The sequence below is a fragment of the Okeanomitos corallinicola TIOX110 genome, assembly GCF_038050375.1.
Lineage (GTDB): Bacteria > Cyanobacteriota > Cyanobacteriia > Cyanobacteriales > Nostocaceae > Okeanomitos > Okeanomitos corallinicola.
Genome location: NZ_CP150886.1, coordinates 4,750,102 through 4,766,191 on the forward strand (window position 1 = coordinate 4,750,102; position 16,090 = coordinate 4,766,191).

19 protein-coding genes are annotated in these 16,090 nt (G+C 34.6%); 10 read left to right on the forward strand and 9 right to left on the reverse strand.

Features of this window, described 5'->3' with window-relative positions; translation table 11 throughout:
• Window positions 1-490 precede the first annotated feature (490 nt).
• Window positions 491-2,083, forward strand: a complete 1,593-nt coding sequence (locus WJM97_RS20860; protein ID WP_353930673.1) for a hypothetical protein — start codon at window positions 491-493, stop codon at window positions 2,081-2,083.
• A gap of 105 nt (window positions 2,084-2,188) precedes the next feature.
• Here WJM97_RS20860 and WJM97_RS20865 read toward each other — a convergent pair whose 3' ends face one another.
• Window positions 2,189-3,079: a glutaminase gene (locus WJM97_RS20865; protein ID WP_353930674.1), complete on the reverse strand. Its 891-nt coding sequence runs from the start codon at window positions 3,077-3,079 to the stop codon at window positions 2,189-2,191.
• Between the two features lie 95 nt (window positions 3,080-3,174).
• Here WJM97_RS20865 and WJM97_RS20870 point away from each other — a divergent pair, with 95 nt between their 5' ends.
• The 5 genes from WJM97_RS20870 to WJM97_RS20890 all read left to right on the forward strand — a co-directional run bounded on the left by WJM97_RS20870 (window position 3,175) and on the right by WJM97_RS20890 (window position 7,903).
• Window positions 3,175-4,638 (forward strand): thioredoxin-like domain-containing protein, encoded by a 1,464-nt coding sequence (locus tag WJM97_RS20870; RefSeq protein ID WP_353930675.1) that lies wholly within the window; start codon window positions 3,175-3,177, stop codon window positions 4,636-4,638.
• A 106-nt stretch (window positions 4,639-4,744) separates the two neighbouring features.
• Window positions 4,745-5,113, forward strand: coding sequence for a DUF952 domain-containing protein (locus WJM97_RS20875; protein ID WP_353930676.1), 369 nt, complete (start codon window positions 4,745-4,747; stop codon window positions 5,111-5,113).
• An 8-nt stretch (window positions 5,114-5,121) separates the two neighbouring features.
• Complete coding sequence (locus WJM97_RS20880; protein ID WP_353930677.1) at window positions 5,122-5,331, forward strand: DUF4089 domain-containing protein; 210 nt, start codon at window positions 5,122-5,124, stop codon at window positions 5,329-5,331.
• Entirely contained in the window at window positions 5,328-6,698 is a 1,371-nt protein-coding gene (locus WJM97_RS20885; protein ID WP_353930678.1) for an AtzE family amidohydrolase, read from the forward strand. Before WJM97_RS20880 ends, WJM97_RS20885 begins: the two co-directional genes overlap by 4 nt.
• A gap of 143 nt (window positions 6,699-6,841) precedes the next feature.
• A complete protein-coding gene (locus WJM97_RS20890) occupies window positions 6,842-7,903 on the forward strand; it encodes a hemolysin family protein (RefSeq protein WP_353930679.1) in 1,062 nt (353 codons plus the stop codon).
• Window positions 7,904-8,018: 115 nt separating this feature from the next.
• Here the strand turns inward: WJM97_RS20890 and WJM97_RS20895 are convergent, their stop codons facing one another.
• Window positions 8,019-8,252: a hypothetical protein gene (locus WJM97_RS20895; RefSeq protein WP_353930680.1), complete on the reverse strand. Its 234-nt coding sequence runs from the start codon at window positions 8,250-8,252 to the stop codon at window positions 8,019-8,021.
• 268 nt (window positions 8,253-8,520) lie between these two features.
• Here WJM97_RS20895 and WJM97_RS20900 point away from each other — a divergent pair, with 268 nt between their 5' ends.
• Together WJM97_RS20900 and WJM97_RS20905 are read left to right on the forward strand one after the other, a co-directional pair.
• Entirely contained in the window at window positions 8,521-8,676 is a 156-nt protein-coding gene (locus tag WJM97_RS20900; RefSeq protein WP_353930681.1) for a hypothetical protein, read from the forward strand.
• On the forward strand, window positions 8,663-8,809 hold the full coding sequence (locus WJM97_RS20905; RefSeq protein WP_353930682.1) for a CHAT domain-containing protein: 147 nt from the start codon (window positions 8,663-8,665) through the stop codon (window positions 8,807-8,809). Before WJM97_RS20900 ends, WJM97_RS20905 begins: the two co-directional genes overlap by 14 nt.
• Window positions 8,810-9,032: 223 nt before the next feature.
• On the opposite strand, the gene proC is transcribed toward WJM97_RS20905, so the two are convergent.
• The 4 genes from proC to pipX all read right to left on the reverse strand — a co-directional run bounded on the left by proC (window position 9,033) and on the right by pipX (window position 11,826).
• Window positions 9,033-9,848 (reverse strand): pyrroline-5-carboxylate reductase, encoded by an 816-nt coding sequence (proC, locus tag WJM97_RS20910; RefSeq protein WP_353930683.1) that lies wholly within the window; start codon window positions 9,846-9,848, stop codon window positions 9,033-9,035.
• An 80-nt stretch (window positions 9,849-9,928) separates the two neighbouring features.
• A complete protein-coding gene (locus WJM97_RS20915; RefSeq protein WP_353930684.1) occupies window positions 9,929-10,522 on the reverse strand; it encodes a cell division protein SepF in 594 nt (197 codons plus the stop codon).
• 360 nt (window positions 10,523-10,882) lie between these two features.
• On the reverse strand, window positions 10,883-11,551 hold the full coding sequence (locus WJM97_RS20920) for a YggS family pyridoxal phosphate-dependent enzyme (protein ID WP_353930685.1): 669 nt from the start codon (window positions 11,549-11,551) through the stop codon (window positions 10,883-10,885).
• A complete protein-coding gene (gene pipX, locus WJM97_RS20925) occupies window positions 11,548-11,826 on the reverse strand; it encodes a transcriptional coactivator PipX (RefSeq protein WP_353930686.1) in 279 nt (92 codons plus the stop codon). The genes WJM97_RS20920 and pipX overlap by 4 nt, the downstream gene beginning before the upstream one ends.
• A 902-nt stretch (window positions 11,827-12,728) precedes the next feature.
• On the opposite strand from pipX, the gene WJM97_RS20930 reads away from it, so the two are divergent.
• Window positions 12,729-13,052 (forward strand): hypothetical protein, encoded by a 324-nt coding sequence (locus tag WJM97_RS20930; RefSeq protein WP_353930687.1) that lies wholly within the window; start codon window positions 12,729-12,731, stop codon window positions 13,050-13,052.
• A gap of 137 nt (window positions 13,053-13,189) precedes the next feature.
• Here WJM97_RS20930 and WJM97_RS20935 read toward each other — a convergent pair whose 3' ends face one another.
• Window positions 13,190-13,963, reverse strand: coding sequence for a glucosamine-6-phosphate deaminase (locus tag WJM97_RS20935; RefSeq protein WP_353930688.1), 774 nt, complete (start codon window positions 13,961-13,963; stop codon window positions 13,190-13,192).
• Window positions 13,964-14,054: 91 nt separating this feature from the next.
• On the opposite strand from WJM97_RS20935, the gene WJM97_RS20940 reads away from it, so the two are divergent.
• Window positions 14,055-14,741: an HAD-IA family hydrolase gene (locus WJM97_RS20940; RefSeq protein ID WP_353930689.1), complete on the forward strand. Its 687-nt coding sequence runs from the start codon at window positions 14,055-14,057 to the stop codon at window positions 14,739-14,741.
• A 55-nt stretch (window positions 14,742-14,796) separates the two neighbouring features.
• Here WJM97_RS20940 and WJM97_RS20945 read toward each other — a convergent pair whose 3' ends face one another.
• Both WJM97_RS20945 and WJM97_RS20950 read right to left on the reverse strand, forming a co-directional pair.
• Window positions 14,797-15,099: a hypothetical protein gene (locus WJM97_RS20945; protein WP_353930690.1), complete on the reverse strand. Its 303-nt coding sequence runs from the start codon at window positions 15,097-15,099 to the stop codon at window positions 14,797-14,799.
• Between the two features lie 305 nt (window positions 15,100-15,404).
• Window positions 15,405-15,953: a phosphate-starvation-inducible PsiE family protein gene (locus tag WJM97_RS20950; RefSeq protein WP_353930691.1), complete on the reverse strand. Its 549-nt coding sequence runs from the start codon at window positions 15,951-15,953 to the stop codon at window positions 15,405-15,407.
• Window positions 15,954-16,090 lie beyond the last annotated feature (137 nt).

The window sequence follows — 16,090 nt, forward strand, 5'->3', positions numbered from 1 at the left end:
CGTTTCCAGGTCTTTTCTGGAGCGGTGTGGATTTGTTGTTTCTGTTGAATTATAGAGTCTATACTTGTACTTTGTTGGAGACATTTTAACAATAATTCAAACTTGCCAAATTCTTGCCAGATTTATTGCTATATCTGCCTTTTATATTCAAACTTATTGTACAAAAGTCAATAGTTTTTCCATTAAATTTACAAACCATAACAATTCTTAAAGCTTATAGTTAATTACCTCTGGAGACATAAATCATGGATTTGTAGCTTTATACGTTGTTTGTGCTGAAATTAAAATTTGCAATTTTTGTGATAGATACTACTTATTTTTTATTCTTATGAGAGGCATAAGGAAAATATTATGAGATGACAAAGTTCTCTGTAGATATATGTTTGTGCCGTCTGTAGGGTGTGAAGTTTAGTTTATTGGTTGTAGGGTATAGGGTGTAGTCAAAAAAACAGAACATAATTTTGTTAAATAACTTTATTGGGTGAAGCGCATGAACTACAGACAAAATACAGGATTAAACAATTTCTGGGGATATATTATCCCTATCTACCGATTTATTTTTACATTCCTCCTGATTTTTACTTTAAGCAGTTGTGCTGAAAAAGCAGGTGGTCAAGATGTCTCTATTAAGACATTAAATTCAGCACCTAAAATCTCTCAAGTAGCTAAAAAATTTTTAGAAACTGCCCCACCAGAAGTTATTCAAGCACTAAGTCCGGTGTTAGAAAGTTATCAACCACAAGTAACAATATTAACTCCATCTTCTGACGAAATTCTAGTGGATGACACCGTGGAAATCCGTTTTCAGGTTCAAGACTTACCAATATTTAAAGATCCCCAATGGCAGTTGGGACCTCATTTACACGTAATTCTTGATAATGAACCTTATATAGCTGTTTATGATTTAAATAAACCTTTATTATTAAAAAATCTATCGGCAGGTACACACACATTGCGCGTATTTGCATCTCGTCCTTGGTATGAAAGCTTTAAAAATGAAGGTGCTTATGCACAAATGCAGTTTCATGTTTTGACTAAAAGCGATGATAATAACCCAGATCCCAATTTACCGCTACTTACTTATAGTCGTCCTAATGGTGGTTATGGTGCAGAACCAATTATGTTGGATTTTTACCTAACTAACGCACCTTTACATATTGCGACTGAAAATAATCCTGAAGATACAATTAGTGATTGGCGCATTCGTTGTACGATTAACGGTGAAAGCTTTATTTTAGATCGCTGGGAAACTGTGTATCTCAAAGGTTTTAAACCTGGTAAAAACTGGGTAAAATTAGAATTTCTGGATAATCAGGGCAACCCTGTTAAGAATATATTTAATAGTACAGTGAGAATGATTAATTACCAACCTGATGGTAAAGATACTCTATCAAAAATTGTCAGGGGTGAGGTAACAGCAGATGATGTCCGTGGTATTGCAGATCCAAATTACACTACAAAAATTCCTGTTACTAAACCTACTCCTGCTGCTACTCCTAAAGCAGAAATAAAACCAATTCCTCAAGAAAAAGTTGAAGAAACTCCTACTCCTGAAATTACAACTCCTCCAAAAGTAAAAACTTCTGTAAAAACGAAGGTTGAAGAAACTTCTACTCCTGAAATTACAACTTCTCCAAAAGTAGAAACAGAAGTAAAAACGAAGGTTGAAGAAACTTCTACTCCTGAAATTACAACTTCTCCAAAAGTAGAAACAGAAGTAAAAACGAAGGTTGAAGAAACTCCTACTCCTGAAATTACAACTTCTCCAAAAGTAGAAACAGAAGTAAAAACGAAGGTTGAAGAAACTTCTACTCCTGAAATTACAACTTCTCCAAAAGTAGAAACAGAAGTAAAAACGAAGGTTGAAGAAACTTCTACTCCTGAAATTACAACTCCTCCAAAAGTAGAAACAGAAGTAAAAACGAAGGTTGAAGAAACTCCTACTCCTGAAATTACAACTTCTCCAAAAGTAGAAACAGAAGTAACAAGAGAAAAATCAAAACCGCAAAAAACAAGTTTAGATAGATTAAGTGACTATTTTGATCGTAAATCCTTGAATAAAACAGAAACTCTAACTAAGTAGATTAAATTATGACAACTTTGATCTAATTTAAGTTATAGTAATAGCGGGCAAGACTTGTACTGAACTTATTGAAGTATGCCCGCATTACAACAATTATACTATTATTTATGTGAGGGATAAAGTTTCTATGAATGCTAAACCTGCAACGGAATTTCCGATATTATCTAAAGCAGGACTATAACAAGCGATCGCTCCTTGATTTGGTACTATTGTAATTAATGCCCCACTAATACCAGATTTCATTGGTAAACCAATTTTAACTGCATACTGGGGAGAAGCTTCATACAGTCCACAAGTTAACATAACAGAATTAACAAGTTGACGATTTTGGGAGTTAATAATATTACTTTCGCAAGCTAATATTTGTCCTAATTTACCCAAATCTGCTACTGTTCCAGAAATACAACATATTTGTTCATAGGTATCAATTGCTGAGTCAATATTTTCAATATTTCCAGCTTGGTAAAGATATTCTGCGATCGCTAAATTTACTGGAGAACGATTAGCACGCACGGAATTTAACATCTTTATATCTAAAAATAATTGAATATCTGCTAATTTATTTAACCATTCACAAAATAATTGAGTGCGATCGCTTCCATCTCTACCAGGTAATTTATCAGCTATAATAATAGCACCACTATTAATCATTGGGTTACGAGGATGTCCATGATCAGCTATTAATTGTTCTAAAGAATTAAAAGCCATTAATGAAGGTTCGACACCAACCCAGTTTAATACTTTATCTGAATTAAAAGATTCTAGTAAATATAAAAAAGAAAATGGCTTAATCACACTCATTAAAGGAAATATACAATCATCATTTCCTAAACTTAAAGTTGGACCTGAAGACAAGCAAATATAAACAGCAAACCAGTCAGGGTTAGCTTGAGATAAAAGAGGGATACGTTGAATAACTTTTCCTTTTTCTGCTTGGGTTTGTGCTTGTTTAACCCAGACAGATACATTATTGATATTTATGTCTGTAAGTTTCATTAAAACTTTTAAAGTATTCAAAAATAAAATCTACTTTTTAAAATTATACCAGTCTAAAAAGCTATAAAATAGTTATCAACTTTTTAATTTTTAATATGTTTCCTCGCATTAGAACACCGGAACTACCACAAAATAATCCTTGGTTAAACACAGATAAACCTTTATCTCTCAAACAACTCAAAGGTAGAATTATTATTTTAGATTTTTGGACATATTGCTGTATTAATTGTCTGCATATATTACCAGACCTTAAATATTTAGAAAATAAATATTCAGACAGCTTAACTATTATAGGTATTCATTCTGGAAAATTTGATAATGAAAAAGAAATAGAAAATATCCGTCAAGCAATATTACGTTATGAAATAGAACATCCAGTTGTAGTAGATAACGATTATAAAATTTGGGAAAATTACACTGTCAAAGCTTGGCCGACCTTAATTATTATTGATCTACAAGGGTACATAATTGGTCAATTTTCAGGAGAAGGACATCTTCAAACTATTGAAAATCTACTCATTCAAACTTTGAATAAAAATCAACCCAATATTAATTATCAAACACTGAATTTTACTTTGAAAAAACAAAATCAGCCATTAATTACACCTCTAGCATTTCCAAGTAAAGTTTTAGCAACAGCAGATGGTTTATTTATTGCTGACTCTGGACATCATCGGATAGTTATGAGTACCTTAGACGGAGAAGTTATTGATATTATTGGAATAGGAAATCGTGGTTTAAAAGACGGTGATTTTCAAAGTTGTGAATTTTCAGCACCACAAGGAATGACCTATGATCAAGAAAACAAAATACTTTATATTGCAGATACAGAAAATCATATTCTCAGAAAAATCGATCTTCAAAATAAAATAGTATCAACAATTGCGGGAACAGGTAAACAAAGTAAAATCATTTATCCCCATGGTGGTAAAGCATTAGCAATAGAATTAAATTCACCGTGGGATTTAGTGAAAATTGATCATAATTTGTTTATAACTATGGCGGGAAGTCATCAAATTTGGCAAATGAATCTATTAACAAATACTATTTATACCTATGCTGGTAGTGGTGGTGAAGGTTGTGTAGATGGTAATTTTCAAGAATGTGCATTTGCTCAACCTAGTGGGATAACTACAAATGGTAAAGAGTTATTTATTGCTGATAGCGAAACCAGTTCAATTCGCAGTGTAGAAATATCAAAAAATAGGAATGTTGAGACTATTTGCGGTAGTGGGTTTTTATTTTGTTTTGGTGATAAAGATGGTGTAGGTGATCAGGTACGTTTACAACATTGTTTAGGTGTCGAATATTTTAATTATCAGCTTTTTATTGCAGATACATATAATCACAAAATCAAATTAGTTAATCTTAGTAATGGAGAATGTAAAACCTTTTTGTCAGTTGAAGAAGAATGGACTTTTTGCGAACCTTCTGGAGTGAGTTATTGGGAATCATATCTATATATTAGTGATACAAACAATCATGTAATTGTGAAAGTAGACTTAGATTCCTTGGAGATAATGAAGATAGAATTATCTGGTTTATGTGTACCTAGTTAGTATGGGTTTTCTGAAACAGAAAAGTTTAAATATCTTAATTGATTTAGATAATTTTTTATATTGTGTAAAACATATATAATATTAATATAGGAATAATGTGTTAATCATGACAACCATGAAAACAATTTTTCATATTACCGAACATCAAAAATGGCACCAAGCACAAATTTTAAATATTTATCACCATCCCAGTTTGGATACTGAAGGTTTTATTCATGCTTCCCAACCAGAACAAGTTGTAAAAACTGCAAATCGGTTTTTCAAAAATTACCAAAACTTAGTTATTCTGTTCATAGATACCGCCAAAGTACAGGCAGAAATTCGCTATGAATTTGGAGAAGTAGATGAATTATTTCCTCACATTTATGGTGCTTTAAATATTGATGCTGTTTACAAAGTGATAGAATTTCAGATAGGAGAAGATGGTGTTTTTTATTTACCATTAGAAATTTCTCAATTAATTGATCTCAATTAATTTAAAAGATGATGAAACCAGAAGAAAACATAAGTAACCAAGAATTTAATGCTAGTGAATACATAAAGCAAATGTCATTATTATTAAATTTACCAATCAATGATGAATATCAAGAAGGAGTAATAGCTAATTTTGAACGCATCAAGTCAATAGCAGAAATAGTTAATGACTTTCATCTATCAGAAAAAATTGAAATTTCCCCAGTTTTTGAACCATGAATGATGCTGTAGATATATCAGAAAATGTTCTATCAGGTAAAGTTAGCGCAGTAGAAATTACTAAAACGACATTAAGTAAAATTACCGCTAAGAACAAAGAATTAAATTGTTTTACCGAACTTACCGAAAAGATCGCTTTACAAGATGCTGCAAATATTGATCAAAGAATTGCTAAAGGTGAAAATCCTGGTGTATTAGCTGGTGTACCTTTTGCAGTCAAAAATTTATTTGATATTGTAGGGTTAACAACTTTAGCAGGATCAAAAATTAATGCAGAAAATCTACCAGCTACCCAAGATGCAACCGCTATTACTAAGTTAAAAAAAGCTGGTGCAGTGTTAGTGGGGACATTAAATATGGATGAATATGCTTATGGTTTTGTCACAGAAAATGCCCATTATGGTGCAACTCATAATCCCCATGACTTACAACGAATAGCGGGGGGTTCTTCTGGAGGTTCTGCTACTGCGGTTGCTGGGGGTTTAGTTCCTTTTAGTTTAGGTTCTGATACTAATGGTTCTATTCGTGTTCCTGCTGCTTTATGTGGTGTTTTTGGGTTTAAACCTACCTATGGCAGATTATCCCGTGCAGGTGTAAAATTATTTTCTAGCAGCTTAGATCATATCGGTCATTTTGCAAATTCAGTCAGAGATATTGCCACTATATTTGATGTTTTGCAAGGTGAAGATGAAAAAGATCCAGTATGTACAAAACGTCCTCCAGAATTATGTTTACCACAAATAAATAATGATATTGGTAATCTAAAAATAGCAGTTGCAGATGATTATTTTACCCAAAAAGCCGAAACAGCAGCTTTCGAAGTTGTCCAGAAGGTAGCTAAGGCTTTAAATGTGAGGGAATATATAACCATTCCAGAGGCAAAAGTTGCTCGCGCTGCGGCATTTGTGATTACAGCTTGTGAAGGTGCAAATCTACATTTAGAAAATCTGAAATTACGTCCTGAAGATTTTGATTTTGCAACGCGAGACAGATTTTTAGCAGGTGCATTAATTCCCAATAGTTGGTACATCCAAGCCCAACGTTTTAGAAGATGGTATCGAGATAAAATTAGACAAATATTTGCAAATGTAGATATAATTATTGCCCCAACAACGCCAATTACTGCTCCATTAATTGGGCAAGAAAAAATGGTTTTAGATGGTGAAGAAATTCTTATCCGCCCCCATTTAGGATTATTTACTCAACCATTATCCTTTATCGGTTTGCCTGTTTTATCAGTACCCATAAATCAAGAAAACTCCCTACCTTTAGGAGTACAACTAATAGCTGCACCATATAATGAGGCTTTAATTTTACAAGTTGCAGCAGTATTGGAAGCACAGGGTATAGTTTTTTATGAGAAATGATTTAGTAATAAGTACCTCTTTTCTCTATGTAACTTAGAATAAGATTTTTATATTTAGAAATTACCAAATGGCGTTACAATTATGAAAGTCTAAATTAGCGATTAGCTAAATCCAAACCTCTATTCCCATACGTGGGAACTTATATGTTAAACCTGATAATTACTGTTTTTGTACTCATTCTTGGTTCAGCAATGTGTTCTTGTACAGAAACGGCTCTTTTTTCTGTTTCCACATTGAGAGTTAGACAGTTAGCAGAATTAAAGAAACCCGCCGCAATTGCACTCTTAGCGATTCGGGAAAATATGAATCGGCCGATTGCAACAATAGTAATTATCAATAATATTTTCAACATTATTGGTAGTATTATTACGGGTGGTATTGCAACTCAGGTGTTAGGAGATAGTTTGTTGGGGGTATTTTCAGGAATATTAACATTTCTAATTATTGTTTTTGGAGAAATTATTCCTAAGACAATTGGAGAGATATATTCTGAACAAGTTGCTTTATTAACAGCTATACCTATCACTGGACTTTCTATTGCTTTTACACCGTTAGTATGGATTATGGAAAATGTCACTGCACCTTTTTCCCAAGGTCAAAAAAGACCTACTACTAACGAAGCAGAAATTAAACTATTAACAAATATTGGTCAGGAAGAAGGAATTATTCAAAGTGATGAAGCTGAAATGATTCAGAGGGTATTTAGATTAAATGATGTGACAGCATCAGATTTAATGACACCTCAAATCATGCTGACATATATCCGTGGTAATTTGACTTTGAACGAAGCTAAAGCAGATATTATTGCTTCCCAACATACCCGGATTATTGTCATTGATGAATCTATTGATCAAGTCATGGGATTTGCACTTAAACAAAGATTATTAACAGCGATGGTTGAGGGAAATAGTGACCAAAAAATTGCAGATTTAACTAGAAAAGTTCGTTTTGTTCCTGAAATAATTAGGGCTGATAAACTACTAAAAAACTTTATTGAATCCCATGAACATCTGGCGGTAGTAGTAGATGAATATGGATGTGTTGCTGGTGTAATTACCTTAGAAGATGTGTTAGAGGTAATAACTGGGGAAATTGTTGATGAAACTGATAAAACTGTTGATTTACAGGAAATTGCTCGGAAGAAGCGAGAAAAAATGTTACAGTCCATCAGTACAATTCACCATCAGGTAAAACTTGATGATTGAGTTAAACTGTTTTCTGCTTCTGTTTGACTCAAGCCATTTTCAGAGGTTTGTAATTGCCCTAATAATTCTGATACTGTAAAATTAGCATTTGTAGATATTGGTAGTAGCGTAATTGTTAAATAGACAATAAAAAAACTATTAAAATCATGCTAAAAGTCAAGGCAAAAATTAAAGCATATTCAAATCTACGGCTAAAAAATCCGATAATTAAAATTACACCTATTAATAAGATTGTAATGCCAATATATTGTTCTCTTTGCCAACCTTTAGCAATTAATGAATCTTGTCCTGGTTGATCTCTATTATTAATTTCTTGAATCTTGTTCGCATTTAAGTTAATTATATTCATTAAACAATATGATCAACATTAATCAGCATATATAAGCAATATTGTTATTAATTTTTGACCAAAAATATTCTATCTGAAGTAGTATTTTGGAATAAATAAATATGTGTGATTAATTTATACACATGAATTAAGATTTTTACTAAAAATAGTAAAAAATAAAATCAGATATTTATTGCCAGTATTTTATTTAATTTAATCATTGACAAACAAATTTATGACCATTTAAATTAATCACTGATATCTAATATCACCAAATATAGGTGATGCAATGGTAAGGGTAAAAAAACAAGGACAAATTTTAGCGATCGCGCTGATATTATCAAATCCTCTGACTGCGATCGCATCTATTCCAAATATCAATAATTTACCATCAATACCACAACAGCCTCCCACTTTTAAAACATCCTCTAATGCAGAAATTTGATCAAAAAATCTTAAAAGAAGGTTTAAAACCTGCGGTAGCATTGCGACAAGCGCAGATTGAAATGTTTAATAATGAAGAATTTTCTCAAGCAAATTATTGGGCAGGTTTTACATTACAAGGTGAGTGGAAATAGGTGACCAAAAGAATGGGATACAAGCCCCGTCCTTCTAGGACGGCTTTATGGTAAAATTTAGGTATAGTCGCCATAGGGCATTGGGAGACTCTAAACAGACATGGAGGGACGGTAAGACCACTTGTGGCGCATCCCAGCGAAGTGTCAAGGAATCTTCGCTCCTTTAGGACGAGGAGGTATGTCAAAGAAGGCAATTTACCCATCACCCACCACCAATTACCAATCACCCTTTCCCCAACTCCTGGGAACGATGAGCAGCCGCTTTCACAGCTTGAATTAAAGCCGAACGAAAACCAGCCTTTTCTAACTCGCTTACCGCTGCAATAGTCGTCCCCCCAGGACTGGTAACTCTATCTTTTAACTCTGCTGGATGGATCTTGGTTTGTGCGATTAATTGCGCTGTTCCTAAAACAGTTTGTAAAGCTAATTGTTTAGCTACTGGTCTGGGTAAACCCGCAGCAACTCCCCCATCAGACAAAGCTTCTATCATCAAAGCCACATAAGCAGGACCACTACCAGATACACCAGTCACCGCATCCATGAGGCTTTCGGGAACTTCTGCCACCTCTCCCACCGCAGTAAAAATTTCCTGTGCTTTTTGTTGGTGATTCATAGCAGTATAAGCACCTAAACAAATTGCCGTCATTCCTGCCCCTACAGTCGCAGGAGTATTAGGCATAGCCCGAATCACTGGTAATTGGGGAAAAGCAGCTTCTAGCTGTTTTAAAGGCACACCGGCCAAAATAGAAATAATTAAAGGAGAATGTTGTATAGGAAAAATATCTGCTAGTTCTTGAGCAATTGCACTCAATATCTGCGGCTTAACCGCCAACATCATAACTTCTTGAGATTCAGTTAAAACTCGACAATTATCAACAGTGACATTTACCCCATATTGCTGTTGTAAAAAAGCCCTGCGAGCCTCCTGGGGTTCACTGACAATAACTTCTGAACCTTGATAAATGCCCCTAGTAATCAGGCGGGATAATAGAGCTTCTCCCATTACCCCACCACCGATCAAACCAAATTTAATAGCCATTAGTCATTTGTCATTGCTCATTTGTCATTAGTCATTTGTCAAGTATGAAGACAAGGGACAAACGACTAATTGTCATTCCATTATTGCGCCATTCGGTTAACTTCGCTACCCCAAGTTGGAGTAGGAGTAGTGGGACGAACAGGACGTGCAGGAGGTTGAGGTACTTCATGTAAAAAACCGCCTTGAGTGCTAACCTGCACACAGCTAGGTGTAAACAAGAAGATACTTTCACCAATGCGCTCTTGATGACCATCTAGAGCATAAGTCCCACCTGCCACAAAATCTACAGCCCTTTGAGCCTGGTCAGGATCCATAATTGTCAAATTCAATACTACGGACTTACGTTCACGTAATGCTTGAATTGCCTGGGGCATTTCTTCAAAAGTGCGGGGTTCGATCACTAAAACTTCCGAAATTCCATTAATTGCGCCTGGCATACCAATCACATTACTCATAGGCTTTGATCCTGCTGCTGCTACTTCGTCTCCCATTGTAGGAGTAGTTTCACGCCAACGTCTATTGGGTGTAGGGACTTCTTGAGGAGCAGGTTGGGAATTTTCTTGCTGATACAAATTTTGATATGTATCAGTGTCTTGTTCCTCTTCGTAATACTCGTACTCTACCTGCTCATTCAAGCCAACAAAATCCCTAAGTTTGGAAAATATATTGTTCATTGTCTATGCTCCCAGTGGAAATTACCTTAATTGATCCGGCTATAAATTTGGTAGCCAGTGTAGTAGCTGCTGCCTTGAGCAATTCTATTGCTGATTGTATTGTCTAGTACAGTTTATTAAAAAAAAATACTGTGCTAAACAAAAATATACCTTATTTGGACATTTAATGAGTCAAAAGTATATCCTAAAGGTATTGACAATAGAAAGTTATTTTTACTTCATTTTGTCTTAGTAATTACATTTGTCAATAGCAAAATTCTTACAGATACACCAAAAACCAGGATACTAAACCTGTGAATAGGGTACATAGAGAGTTTTTGCCCCAGAGTTAAGTAACAACTGATGACTGATAACAAATCTTTAGACCCTTTGTCCAAACAAGATAGTTCCCAATCTTACCATGGTCGCACCGGCTGAAACTGCCAACTGATAATCCCCCGACATACCCATGGACAAATGCTCTATATTAATCAGTGAGCAGTTCTGTGAGTTAATTTCCTCAGCTAATTCCTTTGTACGATGAAAAACAGACAAAATTTCTTCATCTTTTAACTCTAAAGGCGGAATCGTCATCAAACCTTGAATTTGCAAATTTTTACACTGGTTGAGGGTTGGTAAGTCAGCAAGTAATTCTGGTATCGTCCAGCCAGACTTATGAAGATCAGGGAGAATTTTTACTTGTAGACAAACTTTCGGACTCACCCCCATCTGTTGTGCTAGGGTGTCTAAACGCTGGGCTATTTTTAGATTATCCACGGAGTGAATCCAGTCAAACAATTCCAGGGCTTTTTTAGCTTTGTTACTTTGTAGATGTCCTATGAAGTGCCAGATAATATCCGGGAGATCCCGTAACTCAGCTTGTTTACTGGTAGCCTCTTGGATGCGACTTTCACCAAAATCACGAATACCAGCGCTGTATGCTTCCCGCATCAGTTCAGTTGATACTTTTTTACTGACAGCAATCAACCGCACTGAAGGAGGAAGTGAGGCGCGAATATTAGCAATACGTTCACTAATCAAACTTGTCATTGGAATGTACGTTGGAAAACACCTTGCAGTTGATCGTACTCCTGAGACTTACCACCGCGTCGCAAAGTACGCAAACGATTTTCCAGCATCATTCTGGCCTCGGTTCTACCGATAGACTGAAATTTCAGGCCTTTAACGTCACTTGTTACCAAAAAAAATAGGCGTTGGGCATAAAGTGTTGTAAACAGATCCTGGTTATCATCAACCATGCAGATCCTATATAGTAAACCCCACGTTGGATGATTGATGTAAGTTTCTGAGTAGTCTGGATTCATTTAATAGTCAAGGTTTGGAGTATATATTATTTATTTCGTAGTTAATTACAACTCTTCCGACGATAATAAATATTCTTTAGGTCAGAATTTTGTAAACTCTACAAAACTAACAGCATTTTGCCAGGTTATGGCTGTCGTGAACACCTTGATCTAGTTTCTCATTGCCTGGGGAACTAGAGAAATAAAGAAAAATAGCTAAACAATTGCTCACTAAAACAGAGAGATTCTTTATTATTTCTTTAGATTTGCACCTTTTTCAAATCTCTTGTGGATTTTTCATTTGATAGACTTATTTCTATCCTGCCATACTTCTGGAAGTATGGCGCAAATGTAGCTATTTTAACTAATATATGGTTCACCAGATTACATTCAAGAACAATATCTGGATATGGCAAGAGTCTGGTGGGAAGAAGAGTCTCGAATCTGAAACAGTGATTGATTTTTTATCTAGGATAAGCTCATACATTTATTTAATTTTTTTGCGTAATTTTAATTACCAGTAAGTATATCTAAAGAATGAGAAAAATAAGATTTACATGAATGAATATATAAATGAAATATATTTCAGGTAAAAAATGCTAATTGAAATTAGCTCAGAATTTTCAATTATGCCAATTATTGACTAAATTTAAGTCTTCAGATTTGTTGCACGGGTCTTGAAATTGATCATCAAGCGGTTTATTGTTTGTGGTTGAATGATGTAAATATCAATTCATGCTGTAGGTTGATTGATTAGATAGATGCAAAACTAGGTAGAAAAATTATCTAAATCTACTTTCCTTATTTATTAATCTATCTACTTTTAACAGACAGTATTGCAGTCAGACTTCATGTAATTTAACTTTATTGTATGTGGAGTTTTGCACAATTGTAACTACCAGAAATTATAAGGGCTTGCTGGCATGAGACTATCTGAATTAGATCCACTCATACCGCTAAATGAGTTGAGGGAAGCACTACTCAAGTTACCAAAAGGTTATTCTTTTTATGAAGATGAATTGGTAAGTTTTCTATCACGACGCAGATGGCCTGAGAGCGATCGCCGCATTGATAGAACTACTTTTTGGCGGTGGCGGAATGACAATGCAATTGAACATCAAAAAGTATTCAGTCGCTTGGATCTCCTGAAATTATGCCAAATTTGTGATCACTATCGTGTAGATGGAACTCGCAATGAATACTTAGCAATTATGAAAAAGAAAAAAGAAGTTATTCTCAATAAATAACTATGGACTTTGTCGAGGTGGAAATAGTCAACAGTTCTCTTCACAATTAGTATGGCTCAGGAATTGATGGATATACATCCATCTTCCTAGCTCAAGGGTTAAAAATTAAAAATATAATCAGTGTTGACAGTAAAAATTTAAGTTAATAAACTCGCAGAATTTAGATCTAAAAATAAACTAGCTTGTGGTTGTGTTCGTAAAATGGAAGCTGGGCAGGTTGTGGTAATATCTCCCTGTAATATCTCTTGAACTATTTTGGCTTTACGTTTTTCTGGTGCTAGACAAATAATTTTTTTAGCTTGACAAATCATGGGAATAGTGAGGGTAAAAGCATATTGGGGAACATCTACCATATTTTGAAAATATCCTGTATTTAGTTGTTGCTGACGATTAATTTCATCTAGTTTCACTAATTTGACACTAGCCGGATCTTGAAAATCTGCCACTGCGGGATCATTAAAGGCTAAATGTCCATTTTCTCCGACACCTAAAAGACATAAATCAATTGTTTGATTTTGGAGTAGTTTGCTATAGCGATCGCATTCTGCAATAGGTTCTAAAGTATCCCCTTCTAGATAATGAAATTGCTGGGGAAATACTCGCTTTTCTACCCGTTCCCGCAAATAAAACCGAAAACTAGCGGGATGTTCAGCACTAATTCCTAAATATTCATCAAGATGAAATAAAATTATTTTTGACCAATCTATCTCCCCTAATGTAATTAAAGCATTGAGAAACTTAAGTTGTGAATTGCCAGTGGCTAATAACAGAGCAGTTTTATTTTGTTTTTGCAGCAGCTGTTTTAAATATTTCTGGACAACTTCAGCAGCATCTAGTGCCATTTCTGTTTCAGATTTGTAAATTTGCACTAGCAAATCATCAACATAAAAAGATTTTGTGGCAGTTGGCATTTCTATGACCAGTTTACTGTGATGTGGTTGCCGATTTACGCTAGACTAAGTAAATTAACTTAACAGTTGTTTACAAAGTAGTAAAAAATTCATGCTGACAGCAATTCTCTTTGATCTAGATGGCACTATTGTCAACACTGACCCGATACATTACCAAGCTTGGAGAGAAATGCTGTTAGATTACAGCATAGAAATTGATGAAACTTTCTACAAATCCCGGATTAGTGGTAGACTCAACCCAGAAATTATTAAGGATATTTTACCACATTTGTTACGGGCAGAGGGTGAAAAGTTTGCTGATGAAAAAGAAGCTCTTTTCCGTGATAGTGCTTTCCATTTAAAACCTCTAGACGGTTTTTCTGAAGTCATAAAATGGATAGAAAAACATCAAATAAAATGTGCATTAGTAACAAATGCACCCTGGTTAAATGCCGAATTTATGTTAGAGGTTTTGGGTATTAAAGAAATTTTCCATACTATTGTTTTAGCTGATGACTGTACAGCTGGTAAACCTGATCCAGAACCATACAAAGTTGCTCTGAATAAACTGGGAATTACAGCAGAACAAGCGGTTGCTTTTGAAGACTCCCCTTCTGGTATTCGGTCTGCGGTTGCTGCTCATATCCCCACTATTGGAATTGCTTCTACTCATAATCCTCAAGTTTTACAGAATTTGGGTACATTTATGACCATTCCAGATTTTACTGACTTGCGTTTATGGACTTGGTTAAACTCATTAATAGAAGCAAAAATAAGTGAAGTTGCGTCTACAAATTGATGTTTTTTGATAATTATCTTCTGGGTAATAGTCTTGGCTAATTACCCGTTTCTAATCATTTATTAATAGGGGTTTTAGTTTGCCATATTTTTTCAAATTCTGCTTCCGATATTTCAAATTCTTCAATATTTTTGTCATCTATTTTCTTATCACACAGCATTCCATATTCATCACATGAATGGCTTTTATCATAGAATAAAATATTACCATTTTCATAAATTTCTATTTGTCTACGGGCATATAAATTACTATCAATTTCCATAAAGTAGGTACTACAACCCCAAGTGTCATAGTCTCCACCTAAAGATACATCCCAAGACCATTTATAATATTTTCTTGTTTTTTGTAATGTAGACATAATGCTCTCTCATTTCATCTGTCATTGACAGGATTTTATCTTATTTACATTTTACTGGAAATCCAGCAGTCTTTCTACTCTTTAATGGTGATTGTCAAGAAAATCTTAGGTAGATTGAGTGATATTTTGAGCCTTATATAGCTGGTAATTAGGGCTGACTGAAAAAATCTGAGGACGAAATTCTAATTTTATAACCGTTTTATGTTGTATACCTTAATCCCTAAAAAAAGGAGGGGATTAAGGTTTGGTGTAGTCTCTAAACCTATCCAGGGTATAATTTTTATTTCTACCCATTGATTTATTTACTACAGAAGATGTTGGTTTTCATCACATCTTTCTGAATAATGAAATGCCAATTCATTTAGTTTTTCTTTACCTTCTTGATTGACAATTGGACAATATTTTGTGTTCGCACTGATGCAGTCCATGTGAGGTGTTTTTGCACATACTAATAATAGTCCCCCTAACATAAATAATAAGCCACAAATTGCGGCGGTTTGTGTTCCTGAAATATCTATTGCACCGTGAACTACTACTTCTCGCAGTACGGAAACAATGGCAACTTCTACTGCTACACCTACGGCTATACTATGTTCTTGTAGGTAAACTACGAGTAGTCTAAATAACTCTACTAGAATCAACACAAATAATATTTTTGATGTCAATTCTTTGTAGTCTATATTATTAGTGATGGCTATAAATATACCCCACAATTGAATTAACATGACTGCAAAGAGGGCTAAACACAATACCATGACAATTAGGTCTTGGAAAGCCTCCATATTGCGAACTATTGCATGGCGGTCTAACCAGCGGTCGCAAAATAAAAACCGACTCTTGAAGCGTTTCTGCATGACTGTTTACATTCCCTTGGCAATTAATAAGCTATCAGCAGTCAGTTACTGATTTATCAATTTCGCTGACTTCTGCATTTCTACGCCAGTTAACCCCCATTTTATTAATATTACAGCAGCTTTTAGCTAACAGCAGT

Bases quoted from the DNA above. Each gene is read 5' to 3' on its own strand.
- WJM97_RS20860 (WP_353930673.1), top strand. From the start codon at position 491: ATGAACTACAGACAAAATACAGGATTAAACAATTTCTGGGGATATATT.
- WJM97_RS20865 (WP_353930674.1), bottom strand. From the start codon at position 3,079: ATGAAACTTACAGACATAAATATCAATAATGTATCTGTCTGGGTTAAA.
- WJM97_RS20870 (WP_353930675.1), top strand. From the start codon at position 3,175: ATGTTTCCTCGCATTAGAACACCGGAACTACCACAAAATAATCCTTGG.
- WJM97_RS20875 (WP_353930676.1), top strand. From the start codon at position 4,745: ATGACAACCATGAAAACAATTTTTCATATTACCGAACATCAAAAATGG.
- WJM97_RS20880 (WP_353930677.1), top strand. From the start codon at position 5,122: ATGATGAAACCAGAAGAAAACATAAGTAACCAAGAATTTAATGCTAGT.
- WJM97_RS20885 (WP_353930678.1), top strand. From the start codon at position 5,328: ATGAATGATGCTGTAGATATATCAGAAAATGTTCTATCAGGTAAAGTT.
- WJM97_RS20890 (WP_353930679.1), top strand. From the start codon at position 6,842: ATGTTAAACCTGATAATTACTGTTTTTGTACTCATTCTTGGTTCAGCA.
- WJM97_RS20895 (WP_353930680.1), bottom strand. From the start codon at position 8,252: ATGAATATAATTAACTTAAATGCGAACAAGATTCAAGAAATTAATAAT.
- WJM97_RS20900 (WP_353930681.1), top strand. From the start codon at position 8,521: ATGGTAAGGGTAAAAAAACAAGGACAAATTTTAGCGATCGCGCTGATA.
- WJM97_RS20905 (WP_353930682.1), top strand. From the start codon at position 8,663: ATGCAGAAATTTGATCAAAAAATCTTAAAAGAAGGTTTAAAACCTGCG.
- proC (WP_353930683.1), bottom strand. From the start codon at position 9,848: ATGGCTATTAAATTTGGTTTGATCGGTGGTGGGGTAATGGGAGAAGCT.
- WJM97_RS20915 (WP_353930684.1), bottom strand. From the start codon at position 10,522: ATGAACAATATATTTTCCAAACTTAGGGATTTTGTTGGCTTGAATGAG.
- WJM97_RS20920 (WP_353930685.1), bottom strand. From the start codon at position 11,551: ATGACAAGTTTGATTAGTGAACGTATTGCTAATATTCGCGCCTCACTT.
- pipX (WP_353930686.1), bottom strand. From the start codon at position 11,826: ATGAATCCAGACTACTCAGAAACTTACATCAATCATCCAACGTGGGGT.
- WJM97_RS20930 (WP_353930687.1), top strand. From the start codon at position 12,729: ATGAGACTATCTGAATTAGATCCACTCATACCGCTAAATGAGTTGAGG.
- WJM97_RS20935 (WP_353930688.1), bottom strand. From the start codon at position 13,963: ATGCCAACTGCCACAAAATCTTTTTATGTTGATGATTTGCTAGTGCAA.
- WJM97_RS20940 (WP_353930689.1), top strand. From the start codon at position 14,055: ATGCTGACAGCAATTCTCTTTGATCTAGATGGCACTATTGTCAACACT.
- WJM97_RS20945 (WP_353930690.1), bottom strand. From the start codon at position 15,099: ATGTCTACATTACAAAAAACAAGAAAATATTATAAATGGTCTTGGGAT.
- WJM97_RS20950 (WP_353930691.1), bottom strand. From the start codon at position 15,953: ATGCAGAAACGCTTCAAGAGTCGGTTTTTATTTTGCGACCGCTGGTTA.